Source organism: Chloroflexota bacterium, assembly GCA_016875535.1.
In the GTDB taxonomy this organism is placed as follows: Bacteria; Chloroflexota; Dehalococcoidia; order SHYB01; family SHYB01; genus VGPF01.
The window spans coordinates 1-12562 of the sequence record VGPF01000054.1; the positions used below are offsets into that span (position 1 = coordinate 1).

At 63.9% G+C, this 12562-nt stretch carries 13 protein-coding genes; 3 read left to right on the top strand and 10 right to left on the bottom strand.

Annotation, left to right across the window (positions count from 1 at the left end):
• A partial coding sequence (locus tag FJ039_11500; GenBank protein MBM4406776.1) for a class I tRNA ligase family protein occupies nucleotides 1-514 on the bottom strand: 514 nt, incomplete at its 3' end.
• Nucleotides 515-716: 202 nt separating this feature from the next.
• Here FJ039_11500 and FJ039_11505 point away from each other — a divergent pair.
• From FJ039_11505 to FJ039_11515, 3 genes are all read left to right on the top strand, one after another.
• On the top strand, nucleotides 717-1628 hold the full coding sequence (locus FJ039_11505; protein ID MBM4406777.1) for a universal stress protein: 912 nt from the start codon (nucleotides 717-719) through the stop codon (nucleotides 1626-1628).
• Between the two features lie 8 nt (nucleotides 1629-1636).
• Nucleotides 1637-2290 carry a GNAT family N-acetyltransferase gene (locus tag FJ039_11510; protein MBM4406778.1) on the top strand — a complete coding sequence of 218 codons (654 nt, stop codon included), beginning with the start codon at nucleotides 1637-1639 and terminating at the stop codon, nucleotides 2288-2290.
• 169 nt (nucleotides 2291-2459) lie between these two features.
• A complete protein-coding gene (locus FJ039_11515; protein MBM4406779.1) occupies nucleotides 2460-2921 on the top strand; it encodes a CBS domain-containing protein in 462 nt (153 codons plus the stop codon).
• 56 nt (nucleotides 2922-2977) lie between these two features.
• On the opposite strand, the gene FJ039_11520 is transcribed toward FJ039_11515, so the two are convergent.
• The 9 genes from FJ039_11520 to FJ039_11560 all read right to left on the bottom strand — a co-directional run.
• The gene (locus FJ039_11520) at nucleotides 2978-3157 is read right to left on the bottom strand and encodes a hypothetical protein (protein MBM4406780.1); all 180 of its coding nucleotides are present in this window, start codon (nucleotides 3155-3157) and stop codon (nucleotides 2978-2980) included.
• Nucleotides 3158-3168: 11 nt separating this feature from the next.
• The gene (locus FJ039_11525) at nucleotides 3169-3546 is read right to left on the bottom strand and encodes a response regulator transcription factor (protein MBM4406781.1); all 378 of its coding nucleotides are present in this window, start codon (nucleotides 3544-3546) and stop codon (nucleotides 3169-3171) included.
• A 47-nt stretch (nucleotides 3547-3593) separates the two neighbouring features.
• Nucleotides 3594-4112, bottom strand: a complete 519-nt coding sequence (locus FJ039_11530; GenBank protein ID MBM4406782.1) for an Hsp20/alpha crystallin family protein — start codon at nucleotides 4110-4112, stop codon at nucleotides 3594-3596.
• A 174-nt stretch (nucleotides 4113-4286) separates the two neighbouring features.
• On the bottom strand, nucleotides 4287-6671 hold the full coding sequence (locus tag FJ039_11535) for a response regulator (GenBank protein ID MBM4406783.1): 2385 nt from the start codon (nucleotides 6669-6671) through the stop codon (nucleotides 4287-4289).
• Between the two features lie 200 nt (nucleotides 6672-6871).
• Complete coding sequence (locus FJ039_11540; GenBank protein MBM4406784.1) at nucleotides 6872-7519, bottom strand: hypothetical protein; 648 nt, start codon at nucleotides 7517-7519, stop codon at nucleotides 6872-6874.
• Nucleotides 7520-7596: 77 nt separating this feature from the next.
• A complete protein-coding gene (locus FJ039_11545) occupies nucleotides 7597-8790 on the bottom strand; it encodes a CoA transferase (protein ID MBM4406785.1) in 1194 nt (397 codons plus the stop codon).
• Nucleotides 8791-8866: 76 nt separating this feature from the next.
• Nucleotides 8867-9931 carry an ABC transporter substrate-binding protein gene (locus FJ039_11550; protein ID MBM4406786.1) on the bottom strand — a complete coding sequence of 355 codons (1065 nt, stop codon included), beginning with the start codon at nucleotides 9929-9931 and terminating at the stop codon, nucleotides 8867-8869.
• Between the two features lie 526 nt (nucleotides 9932-10457).
• Complete coding sequence (locus FJ039_11555; GenBank protein MBM4406787.1) at nucleotides 10458-12089, bottom strand: ATP-binding protein; 1632 nt, start codon at nucleotides 12087-12089, stop codon at nucleotides 10458-10460.
• A 341-nt stretch (nucleotides 12090-12430) separates the two neighbouring features.
• On the bottom strand, nucleotides 12431-12562 hold a 132-nt coding region (locus tag FJ039_11560; protein MBM4406788.1), incomplete at its 5' end, for a transposase.

Below are 12562 nucleotides of genomic sequence, written 5' to 3' on the forward strand. Positions count from 1 at the left end.
TATTCTTGAGGTCCTTCGGGTCCAGCGTCTTGCCGCAGTTGTCGCACTGGTCGCCTCTTGCCCCGTCCTTGCCGCAGTTGGGGCAGATGCCCTCCACATAGCGGTCCGGCAGGAACCGCTTGGAGACCGTGGAATACGGCATGGACATCGTCTTCTTGTAGATATGCCCTTGGGAAAGGAGCTTCAAGAAGATCTCATTGACGGTGCGCTGGTGGTTCTCCGTCCTGGTGTGGGTGAACAGATCAAAGCTGATGCCCAGCCGCTGCCAGCAGTCCAGGAACTCCGGCTGGTAGCGGTCCACCACCTGCTGCGGGCTGATCTTCTCCTCTTCCGCCCGCACCGTGATAGGTGTCCCATGCTGGTCGCTGCCGGAGACCATCAGCACCCGGTTCCCCTTCAGCCGGTGGTACCGCGCGAAGATATCCGCCGGGAGGTAGGCGCCTGCCACGTGCCCCAGGTGCAGCGAGCTGTTGGCGTACGGCCACGCAACACCGATGAAGATGCGTTCGGACATGGTGATGGGCAGGCTCTCAATCAGGGGTGAGTCTGGTGCATCATTCTAGCATAGCCCCCTCTGTGCTGTAAGAAGCCGCCGGAGGTCACCCATGGCCTCTCCAAGCGTGCGTTCACGCCTTTTTCATGCAACGCTCCTCCCCTTTTCACGGGCTACTCACGTCAGCCTCGTAATCTAGGGTTGCCGTGAAGGTGTAGCATGTGTGGCCGTGGCCGCTCGCGGTCATTATCCGGCTAGGAGAGGTGCAGACGTGTTCAAGAAGATATTGCTGGCGCTCGATGGCTCAGACCTCAGCGAAGGCATCATCCCCTTTGTGGAGGATCTGGCCAAGGCCGGCAGAGCGCAGGTCACTGTCCTCTACGTCTCCAATCCCGAAGAGAACCCCGCCGTGGCCAAAGCCCGTTTCAAGGGCGCGCTTCCCTCCGCCTACCTCAATGGTATCGTCGGCAACCTCAAGGATGCCGGTATCGCCGCCGATAGCCTGGAGCTCTCCGGCAAGCCCGCCGATGAGATCGTGAACCTGGCGAAAAAGAAAAAGTGCGACCTCATCGCTATGTCCACCCACGGCCGCTCCGGCATCGGGCGGCTTGTCTATGGCAGCACCACGGACAAGGTCATCCATGCCACTGGCCTGCCCATGCTCCTCAACAAGCCCCAAGCCAAACGGGCTGCCAACGGCGCGCTCCGCGTCGCCGTCGTCCCCCTAGACGGCTCCGAGCTTGGCGAATCCGTCCTCGCCACCGTGGAAGAGTTCGCCAGCCGCCTTGCCCTCTCCGTCGCCCTCATCCGCGTCGTTCCCACGGCATCCATGGCCTTCGCCGGCGTTGACCCACAGTCCTACGACCCCCGCATGAACGAGTACATGATGGACTCCGCCACCGAATACCTCAAAGAGCGCGCCGCCGCGCTCAAGTCCCGTGGCGTGAAGGTCGTCACCAAGGCCGTCCGCGGTGACGCCGCCAACAGCATCCTGGACTACGCCGCTGAGATGCCCGGGAGCCTCATCGTCATGTCCACCCACGGGCGCTCCGGCGTCGGCCGCTTCGTCCTCGGCAGCGTCGCCGACCGCGTCCTCCGCGCCTCGTCGCGTCCCGTCCTCATCTTGCGCCCATAGCGCTACCGATGGATTCCCTGGCCGCCGATCGGCGGCCGAGAAAGCGGAACACAGCAAACGTACAAGGAGAACCGATGAGCAAGCAGCACATCTACAAACTCACTGCATTTCCCAAGGACATCAGTCTCCGCGATGGCACCAAGATCACCTTCAGGCCCATGGTCGCTGCCGATGAGCAAGAGTTGATCGCCTTCTTCAAGCGCGTTCCTGCCGAGGATCGCTACTACCTCAAGGAAGACGTCACCAGCCCCTCGGTCATCAAGAAATGGATCCAAGAGCTCGATTACGACCGCGCGCTCCCTATCCTCGCCTGGGCCGGCGGCCGCGTCGTCGGCGATGGGACCCTCCACCGCACCCGCGCCAGCGCCCGCCGCCACGTCGCCGAGATCCGCATCATTGTTGACGCTATCTATCGCCAGAAGGGCCTCGGTACCCTGCTCCTCCATGAGCTGGCGGGTGTCGCCAACGCCAACGGCATCGAGCGCGTAAAGATCGAGGCCGTGGCCGAAAAGGAAGACCAAGCCATCAAAGCTGCAGAATACGTCGGCTTCGTCCGCGTCGGCCTTCTGCCCGGCCACGCCAAGGATATGGACGGCCGCCTCCGCGATGTCGTTATCCTAGAGATGCCTATGGGCAAGTGGTTCGAGTGGTGGCAGTTCTAACCGTCGCTTGATCTTGCTTGGAGATGACGGGCTGCGGGTGAATCTCCTCGCCCTTGATGGGAGAGGAACTCGAGCGTAGCCCGAGAGGAGAGGGTGATTATCCGCATGAGTCGGGCTAGCGAGGGTGTTGTATTGTAACGTGCGACGGGGTTATCGCTGGAGGCCTTCCATGAAACTCGCTCGCGACATCATGAATAGCCCCGTCGTCTCTATCCCTGACGACGCGACCGTCGGTCAGGCGGCGCGACTCATGCTGGATAAGGGCTATAGCGCTTTGCCAGTCGTCAACCAGAAGGGAAAAGTCGTCGGCATCATCACCCACACCGATTTCGGCCTCCATGAGCGCCGCCTTCCCATGACGGAAGAGCCCCTCTACACCCTGCTGGGCGCGTGGGCCACTCCGGGCAACATGGACGAAGTTGCTGCGATGATTCGTAGCCGCCCTGTGAAAGATGTCATGTCCAAGCCCGTCGTCGCCGTCCAGGAGAGCGCCCCCATCGGCGAAGTCGCCTCCCTCATGCTCCGCAACAAGGTGCGTCGCCTCCCCGTCCTCCGTGGCGAGAGCCTCGTCGGCATCATCGCCAGCCACGATTTCCTCAAGCTCGTCGCTGACCCCGTCCGCAAGCCGTAAAAAAGGGGACGGCCTTCAGGCCGTCCCCTTTTTGTTCCCTGAGAAGTTCTGCCGCCTTAGGCCGTTCCTACCTTCACCCTCGGCTTTGTCGCCGATTTTGCCGTCGCCATAGCCTTGCGCTCCTCGGCACGGGTGAGCGTATGGCCGCACTGGAAGCACGCCATCAACGACCCGTAGAGGTCGCGGTCCAGATAGACGTCTCCTCCGCACTTCGAACACGCCTTTAGGTAAATCATCGCCGTCCTCGCTATCCGGCTCTGCCGTCCCGCTGCACCAGCATCGCCTTGATATCACCGATCACCTGCCACGGGTTATACGGCTTCGCGATCAGCCTGCCCTCCAGCCGCCCGAACTTCGTCTCCGCCTCTCGCTCGTCCATCGCCGAAACCGCCACCCACACGGGCGGCTTGCGCTCCCGCCCCCGCAGTCGCTTCAGCATCGCCGCCTGCGATTCCCCGGGTAGCGCCAGGTCCAGCACCACCGCATCAACGCCCTGCGTGTCCAGCAGCGCCAGCCCCTCGATGCCGTTCGCCGCCTCCACCACGTCGAACCCGGCCTCCCGCATCGCGAACCGGAGCATCCGTCGCACGCCTTTGTCGTCCTCAACGATCAGTACCGTCGTCACGCGGGCCACCTAATCACTCCCACTGCGAGAGTTACCGCTGTGCTCCGTCACTGCTTCTGCTGCACCGGGATCGCCTTTGCCTTGCCCGCCTCCCCTGATGTAGGCACCGTCACTTCCAGCACCCCGTCCTTATAGTCCGCCGAAATCTTGTCTGCCTCTGCGCCCTCCGGCAGCGCGATGCTTCGCGAGAACGACCCGGAGAAACGCTCGCTCCGGTAGTAGTCCTTCTCCTTCGTCTCCTTCGCCTCTTCCCGGGAGCCGCTGATCGTCAGCACCCCGTGCTGCACGTCCACCTTGATATCCTCCGCCTTCAACCCGGGGAGATCGGCCTTCACCGTGACCCCTTTTTCGCTCTTCAGCACGTCAACTCGCGGCGCCCACGCATGCCTGCCCAGTCGCAGGTCGCCGAAGCGGCGCGTGAGCCATCCGGGTCGCTCGAAAGGCCAGCCGCCCATCGCCCTATCGAAGAACTCATCAAGATCGTGGAACGGCGAAATCGGCGTCTCCGAGAGGCGCTTCGTGACCGCGAGCTTCTTCGACTCTTTTTCCCTTTTCTCTTTGCCCATAAGGACTCCTCCTCCTTGATGCCTAGCGCTTTACAAGCGAGAAAATACGGCCGTGACATAAAAGTCCTGTGAAGCGACTCGGAATGGACGTGAAGAACCTGTGAAGAGGAACCGAAAAGCACCGGAAGGGTGTGGGAGAGCCGTCGTAACGTCTCTCTCGCGTCTGTGCTGCCGCTACCCCTTCGGCATCCGGTAGCCCACTTGCGGCTCCGTCAGCACATAGCGCGGGTTTCGCGCATCGTCATGCAGCTTGGAGCGCAAGTTGCGCACAAAGGAGCGCACCAGCTCCGTCTCCCCCGAGTATTCGGGGCCCCAGACCCGGTGCAGGATCTGGTCGTGGGTCAGCACCCGCCCCGCGTTCGTCGCGAGCTCGTACAGGATATTGTATTCCGTCGCCGAAAGCCGCACCGGTTTTCCCGAGACGGAGACCCGCCGCTCGCCGAAGTTGATCCCCAGGTCTCCCAACGTGAAGGGCGGCCGCGCGTCCAGCACATCGCCCATGGAGTGCCGCCTCAGAGCCGCCTCGATCCGCGCCGTCAGCTCGATCGGCGAAAAGGGCTTGGTGATGTAGTCGTCCGCCCCGGCCTTCAGTGCCTTCGCCTTTATCTCCGGGCTGTCCACTGCCGTCAGGAAGATGACCGGCCTGCCGGATCCCTCCCGGATGCGCTTCAGTAAGTCCAGTCCCGTCGCTCCTGGGACGTTCATATCCAAGAGGAAGAGGTCCGGCTGCTCTGCATCCAGCAGTGTGAAGAACTCGTCCACGCCGCGCGCCAGGACTGGCTTGCACCCCGCCTCGTCCAGCACCCGGCGGACCAGCCGCAGGATCTGCGGGTCGTCGTCCAACGCCAGGATGCGCGTCCGCTCCCCCCGCTTCGTGACGCTCGTCTGGTCCGGCTCCTGCTCCGGTGTCTTTCCCTGCGCCGCCGCCAAGGGTAGCGTGAAGCTGAAGGAGGAGCCCTTCCCTTCGCCTTCGCTCCGCGCCCAGATGCGTCCGCCGTGCGCCTCCACGATGCCCTTGCAGATCGCCAGCCCAAGCCCCGTGCCGCCCAGGTTGCCCTTCGCATCGCTGTGTACCTGGGAGAACTTCCGGAAGAGGTTGCCGATCTTGCTGGGCGGGATTCCGCGCCCCACGTCGCGCACCGCGATCTCCACGGCCTGGCCGTCCTGCGTCGCCGTGATGGCGATGGGGCTCCCGTCCGGAGAGAACTTTGCCGCGTTCGTCAGCAGGTTGGTGAACACCTGAACGATCCGGCGCTTGTCCGCCGTCACCCACGCTTGCAGCCCGTCCGTCTGCACCTGCACGTCGCGTCCCGGGGCGCTGTGGGTGAACTGACCCAGCGCCTCCTTGATCACCGCGCTCAGCTCCACCGGCTCGGGGTACACGGAGAGCGTTCCCGACTCGATGCGGCTCATATCCAGCAGGTTGTCCACCAGGTCGCGCAGGCGGTCCGCCTGCTCGTCAATGATGCTGAACAGCTCCTTCGTCTCATCCGGGTTCAAGGGCCGCTTGGAGCCCAGCGCCGTCGCCGCCGACCCCTTGATCGCCGTCAGCGGCGTCTTCAGCTCATGGCTCACCATCCCCAGGAATTCGCCTCGCTCCCGTTCCGTCTCTTCCAGGGGCGTCAGATCCATGATCGTGGAGACTACAGACGTCACCTCCCCCCGCGCGTTGAAGAGCGGCGTGCTGTTGATAACCACCAGCGTGCTGTGTCCATCGGGAAAGACCAGGCGCATCTCCTCAGCGATGGTGCGTTCTCCCCGGGAAAGCGCGCGTGCCATCGTTGGCTCATGGGCGTCGAACTTCCGCCCGTCCGGCATCCTCGTCTCGATCCCCGTCTTGCCGATGGGGAAGACCTCCCCGGGCTTGACGGTGACCCCCAGGATACGCTTCGCCTCCTGGTTGATGATGAGCGTCTTTTGCGTCTTCGCCTCGATGCACATCACCCCGGTTGGCGAAAGGTCCATGATCGTCTCGAGCTGCCGCATCGCCTCTGCCACGCTCGTATGGAAGCGCGCATTTCGGATGACTACTGCCGCATGGCTGCTGAAGAGCGTCAGCAGGTGTTCGTCGCGCTCCGTGAAAGGGCGGCCCCCCGCCTTGTCCGTCAGGTAGATATTCCCGAACGAGGCGTCTCCCAGGCGGATCGGTGCGCCCAAAAAGCTCTTCATCTTGGGGTGGTTTGCCGGGAAGCCGACCGACTGCGGATGCTTCGTGAGATTGTTCAACCGCAAGGGCTTGGGTTCCCGCTGCAAGAGGCCCAGGATGCCCTTGCCTACAGGCAGATGCCCGATGTGTCGTCGCATCTCATCGCTGATGCCGTGGGTGATGAACTGCGTGATGCGCCCGGCTTCGTCAAAGATGCCGAGCGCCCCGTACTTCGCGCCGGTGAGCTGGCAGGCGTCTGAAATGACGGACTGGAGGACCTGCTGCACGTCCAGCGTCTCGCCCATATGCCTGGCGAGCCGGCTCAGCAAGTCTGTCTGGCTATCCTGCGGCTCGGCCGCTCGGACCGCTCGCATGCCCGCCTTTTTCCCTATGCGCTTTCTTGTACGTGGCATCTTTTTCCCCTGGTCGGGACGTCCGGCGCGCCGATTCTAGCACGGCCCTTCGTTCCGGAGCTTGGCGGCTTTGCAAGAATTGCGTAAGAGCGCCTCAAGACGTGCTGTGCCCCGGCTTTATTGGAGCCTGTCTGCTTTCTGCACAACCTCTCTCCCTCGGCGGGAGAGAATGGAAGGGAGGGGGAATCTGAACTTCTATCTCAATGCCTCGGCGGCGTGAAGGTGATCACCTGGCTCATGTAGGCTAGCTGGATGGCATTCTCCAGCACCGCCTGCCTGGGGTCCGGGACGTGCAGCACCCGGCGCAGGCGTATCGAGCGGAAGGTGGAGAGGTAGCCGCACCGCTTCTCATAGTCTACCAGGGTCATCCGGTCGCCGCCTAGCACCAGGTGGTCCAGTCCCGCCCGGTGCGGCTCAACGATGGCCCGAAAGACCTCGCACGCCTTATCGTACAAGGAGCGCGCCTGCCCCTCGCGCCGCCGGGCGAAGCGCCCGGAGGAGCTTCCCCCCGCCCGGTGACGCCCCTTCACGAAGGGCGCGTCTACCTTGGATGCAATCAGCCGCTCGCCCTCAAAGACGCCGATGGCGAATCCCCCCAGGCGCACCAGCGCCAGCGCCGTCCGCCGGGGCTTGTCTAGCAGGCTGTGCATCTGTCCGATGTGCCATCCCTCCTGCTCCTTGTACCGCTCGACGGGGAACGGCGGGATGACCAGCTTGGACTCCGCCTGGCTCCAGAACAGAAAGGCCCCGGTCTCCGACTCTCGGTAGGCCTTGGCAATCTCCTCCGGCAGGGAGACCATCGCGGGCAGCGGATGCCCCGCAGGCAGGCAAAAGGTGCGTCCGCTCATCGTGGCGTCATGCCACCGCCCGGACGTGCGCTTCAGCCGCTCCTTGGAATACGTCTCACTCTCGATGATATGCTCCGCTAGCCCTGCACCGCCGCGCCGCTGGCAAGGAGCGCCGCTGCATCGGACGTGCTGTACCCCAGCTCCGCCAGGACCTCCCTCGTGCTCGCTCCCGGAGGCACGCCGGCGCTCCGGATCTTCCCGGGCGTCGCGCTCAGGCGAGGACCGATGCCCACCTGCCGGTACGTCTGCCCCCGCGGCCCAGGCACATCCACGATCATCTTCCGCGCCTGGAGGTGCGCGTCGTTCGCCATCTCCTCCACCTGATTCACCTTCGCCACCGCCACGTCCTTATCGAACAGGTAGGCGAACCACTCGTCCCGGGTGCGCGTGAGGAAGATGCGCGTGAGCTCGGCGCGGATATGCGACCCCTCTTCCGGCTTATCGCCCGGGGGGCGCGCGGCGATGAACTCCTCTTTTCCCAGGGCCCTGCAAAGGTTCTCCCAGAACTTCACTTCCAGGCAGCCCACGGAGAGATACTTCCCGTCCTTGCAGATGAACGTATCGTAATCGGGAAAACCGCCGTTCAGCCGCATCCTGCCCGGGCGGATCTGCGTCCCGTGGCTGAAGTGGTCGTAGGCGGGCTGCGCCATCAGGTAGGCGCTGTTGTCCGTCAGCGAGATGTCTATCTGCTGGCCTTCGCCCGTCTTCTGCCGCGCCCACAGCGCCGAGAGGATGGCGACCGCGGAGAAGAGCCCGCCCCCGGCAAAATCGGCGATGATGTTGTACGGCGCCACGGGCTTGCCCTCCGGCCCCCCGATCACGCTGAGCGCCCCGGCGATGGCCAGGTAATTGATATCATGCCCCGGCAGCATCTTGTAGGGCCCGTCCTGGCCGAAGCCCGTGAGCGAGCAGTAGATGATGCCCTTGTTGTGCTTCCTCAGCGTCGCGTAGTCCACGCCCAGCCGCGCTGTCACCCCGGGGCGGAAGCCTTCCATGAAGACATCGGCCTGCTTCGCCATCCGGTGGACCACCTCTTGCGCCGATGGCTGCTTGAGGTTCAGCACGATGCTCCGCTTGTTGCGGCGGAAGGGGTCGAAGGCCGCCTCGCGCACCGGGTCCTTGTTCGGGTCGAAGGGGCCTGTGTTGCGCGTCTCAGGCGGCGCTTCGATGAGCGTTACATCGGCCCCCAGGTCGGAGAGGACCATGGAGCAGAAGGGCCCGGGCGCCAGGCCCGAAAGGTCAATGATGCGGACGCCTTCCAGCGGTTGCATCAGATCGTCATCCCGGTAGGGGCCGTGGTTCCCGTTCCCCAGGGCTCTGTCCCTTGCATCGGAGAGCGCGGCCCGCTTATTTGAGCCCCACGATGTCCAGGGGCGGTGTCTTCTCGATCAGGCCGCGCTCCTTCGCCTTGGCGAAGAGCGTCTCCAGGGCGCGCTTCCCCTCTTGCCCCATCTGCTCGGTATCCTCGTTCACATACATGCGCACGAACTTTCGGATCGTCTCTCGGTCTACGCCGCGCCCGTATTGCATCGAATAGTCCAGTGCCCCGTCCTCGTCCTTGCGCGTCAGCATGATGCTCTCGTACAGCATCGTGTAGATGAACTGGATCGCCTGCTCCCCCAGGTCGCGGCGGACAACGTCCAGGCCCAGCGGGATCGGCAGCTTCGTCGCCTCGAACCACTTCTCCCCCAGGTCCAGCAGGTTCACATACCCCTTGTCCTTCCAGATCACCTGGCCCTCATGGATGACTAGCGCGGCATCCACCTCGCCCTTCTCCAGGGCGGGAAGGACGGCGTCGAAGTTCATGATGACGGGGACGAAGCCGGGGACGAAGATGCGGATCAGGAGGTAGGCCGTGGTGTTCTCCCCAGGGATGGCGATGCGTTTGCCCTTGAGGATCGGCGTCGGGTCGCCGGCGTGCTTGGAGCCGGGTTTGCCCAGCGCCCCCGGCTTGGCAAGGATGACGGGGCCGTACTTGCGGCCGATGGACGCGCCGCAGGAGAGGATGCGGTACCTGTTCGCCACCTTGGGATACATCGCGGTGGAGATGGCCGTCACCTCCAGGTCTCCCTTGAGCGCGAACTCGTTCAGGGCCTGGATGTCCTTGATGACGTGGACGATCTTGTACGGCCCCGGCGAGACGACACCCTTGGCGATGCCGTAGAACATGAACGCGTCGTCTGCATCCGGCGAATGGCCGACGCGAAGGGGGATAGCCATAGCTGATTCCTGGTGTGGTGATGGTGCGGAAGGCCGCGTGAGATTGTACCACGGGCGCAGGGGCGAGTGGGTCGCGGAGCAGCTGGAACCCCGAGGCCTTGCGTTGAGCAGGGACAACCCAGGGATGGGATTCGTAGATCCGCCGCTTCCTTGCAGATAAAGGCGCCCAGGGCGACAAACGGCCTGGGTCATTCTCGTGTCCGCTGCGCCACTTGACGAAGATGCTCATAATGAATAGTGAAAGGATGTATGGCGATATGTCCTTCGCTTGTGCGAAATGTTGTGCGGACGGCTCCGGGGCGTCCACCTGGCCTGCGCGCGCGGGACCCCAGGCTTCGCTCCGCAACCGACAACTGGCCCAGGCGCCGACGCGGAAGGAGGATCGCGATCCGACATGCTTTGGCGTGGGCTCAACCTGCGCCGCATCCACTCACACGCGGGCGTGACCGGCTGACTCGAGTCGCCGAAGGCACCGTGGGGAAGTCGCGAGACTGCTATCGCGATGCCTTGCGCCGATTACTGGTAGGGGCGTGCTCTAAGAGCCGCCCGCTCCCACGGCACGTTGAACGCTCGCACCTCTCTTGGACGCGTTTATCCATGGCACAACCGTCGAGCCGTCCGCATAACGATTCCCAACCGATACCCGCCTGCAGCCGAAGGAGGCATTCGAGCCGCTGCGAAACCGGGGCCTGCGACCCCTGGCAGCATGAGCTGCTGCCTATCTGAACAACTCTTCTGCGTCCTTCTTGGCGCGGGCCTTGCGCTCGGCATCGTCCAGCACACCCAGGGAGGCGTAGAACTCCTTATCGTAGGTGCGCGTGCGGACGACGACGGGCATGGGGACAGCGTGGCCGAAGATGAGGGCCTGCTGCTTGGTCTCCAGCTTCGCCAGGACTGCCCGCAGCTCCCGCGCCCCCGATTGCCCGGCCAGCACCGCCTCGATGTCCTGCTCGTCTTCCAGGAGGCAGGTGATCTTGCTGCCCACCTGGGAGAGGACCTCCCGGTCTATGCCGCTGGGGCGCTGGTCAATGACGAGCAGCGTGACGTTGTACTTGCGCAGCTCCCGGGCGATGGTGGCGAAGGCGGTGTGGGGCGCCACCTGGGGGCTGAGGAACTTGTGCGCCTCCTCTATGGCGATGATGAGGTGGTTCGGCTCCGCGCCCTTCCTGCCCAGGGCCGCCTCCGTGCGCTCCACGTACTTCTCGTGGATGCGTCGCGTCAGCAGGTTGGCCACCAGGATGTAGGCCGGCAGGTTGTTGCGATACTTCCCGAACTCCAGGACGACGTGAGTGCCGCGGTCCAGGTACTCGATGATGCGGCGAACGGTATCGTCGGGCGTCTTCTCTTTCAGGAAGTCGAAGGCGTGGAGCTTTTGCAGTTTGCGGTGGAGGGCGGAAAGCGTCTGCTCGTGCTCCGCGCCCCCGGCGAGGCCCGTCATGTCCTCCGTGGAATCGGTGGCCAGGAAGGTCATGAGCCACCGATTGCCGAGCTTGCGCTCCAGGCGTTCGGCGAGCTGGACCTGGGTCTCGTTGAGGCCGAGGACGCCCGCCAAGGAGCCGATGTCCGCGCCCGTCACCTCATCGAATGGGATCTGGACAACGTAGTCGGCGCTGGCGCCCTTGCCCCGGGTATGGGCCTCGTCCAGGGTGAAGACGGCTACCTTCGCCGGGAAGAGCTGTTTGAGGCCCTTCACCTCCGTCTTGCTTTCACTGCGGTGGCTCCAGCCGTACTCGCTGTGCATATCGAAGATAAGGCTGACGACCTTGGCCTTCTGGACGATCTCCGCCAGGACGATGCGCGTGAGGAAGGACTTGCCGGTGCCCGTCTTGCCGAAGACGCCGACGCTGCGCTCCGTCAGCTTTTCGATATCGAGGCAGACGGGGGCCTCCTCCATGTCCAGGGGACTGCCGATCCAGATGTGCCGCTCATCCTTATCGCCAAAGATAAGCTGGACCTCTTCAGGGTCGCTGGTGCGCACCAGAGCAAAGTGGGGCGGGACGGTCTTTGCGGGAAGGGGGCCCTGGCCCTCCACATCGGCGCCCAGCATCAGGTACGGGGTCACGTGGAGCTGGCCATAGGCGGCGGTGCCGGAGACGACCTGGGCGATGAAGGGGTCGGAGACGTCCGGCGGGTTCTGGGCGAGCCTATCGTCCGTATGGGCCAGGGTGACGTCTGTGATGACGCCGAAGAAGCGCCGGGATGCGCCCTGGATAGTGACGAATCGCCCCACGGCGATCTCCTCTATAGAGACATCGCCGTCCAGCTTGACGTCTATCCCCTTGGTGAGGGAGCCCTGGGTGACGATGCCGAGACGCTGGGGGCCTGGGGTGGAGCCGTTGGTCTCTTGCACGGGTTATCTTTCAGGCGGCCCTCTGGGCCGCCTCTTTACGGAGGCGGGTCGGCCTTGGCGGCGCGGGCACAATATGCTTCAGAGCATAAGCCGACCTCTACCGTGAATCGGGGGTATTGTACGACGGGTCTACAAAGGGAGGAAAGCAGAGGACGGCAGAGGCCGCCTTCCTGGAGCCAGTCGGCGTTGGGCACCCATGCCTTACTTTTCCCTAGTATTGGAGGCCGCCAGGTTTACCTAAGTCGCCCTGCGGCAGTTCCCTAACCAAACCCACATGTTCTCCACACCTTCAATTAGAGAAGACGTCGCTAATGACCTGCCCCCAGACTTTGTACCACTCGCTATGTTAGTCCGGCGGAACTGCTGAACGCCAGTCGTGGCAACATCGCCTCAGGCGCTGGCGGGCGGTAGCCGAGGGCGCTGTGGGGCCGGACCTCGTTGTAGATTCGCCTCCACTGTCCGAGGAGCACCTC

What these genes read in the sequence shown, in the direction of transcription:
- FJ039_11535 (MBM4406783.1), bottom strand. Translation starts at nt 6,671, where the DNA reads ATGCCACGTACAAGAAAGCGCATAGGGAAAAAGGCGGGCATGCGAGCG.
- FJ039_11540 (MBM4406784.1), bottom strand. Translation starts at nt 7,519, where the DNA reads ATGAGCGGACGCACCTTTTGCCTGCCTGCGGGGCATCCGCTGCCCGCG.
- FJ039_11545 (MBM4406785.1), bottom strand. Translation starts at nt 8,790, where the DNA reads ATGCAACCGCTGGAAGGCGTCCGCATCATTGACCTTTCGGGCCTGGCG.
- FJ039_11515 (MBM4406779.1), top strand. Translation starts at nt 2,460, where the DNA reads ATGAAACTCGCTCGCGACATCATGAATAGCCCCGTCGTCTCTATCCCT.
- FJ039_11530 (MBM4406782.1), bottom strand. Translation starts at nt 4,112, where the DNA reads ATGGGCAAAGAGAAAAGGGAAAAAGAGTCGAAGAAGCTCGCGGTCACG.
- FJ039_11510 (MBM4406778.1), top strand. Translation starts at nt 1,637, where the DNA reads ATGGATTCCCTGGCCGCCGATCGGCGGCCGAGAAAGCGGAACACAGCA.
- FJ039_11550 (MBM4406786.1), bottom strand. Translation starts at nt 9,931, where the DNA reads ATGACCCAGGCCGTTTGTCGCCCTGGGCGCCTTTATCTGCAAGGAAGC.
- FJ039_11520 (MBM4406780.1), bottom strand. Translation starts at nt 3,157, where the DNA reads ATGATTTACCTAAAGGCGTGTTCGAAGTGCGGAGGAGACGTCTATCTG.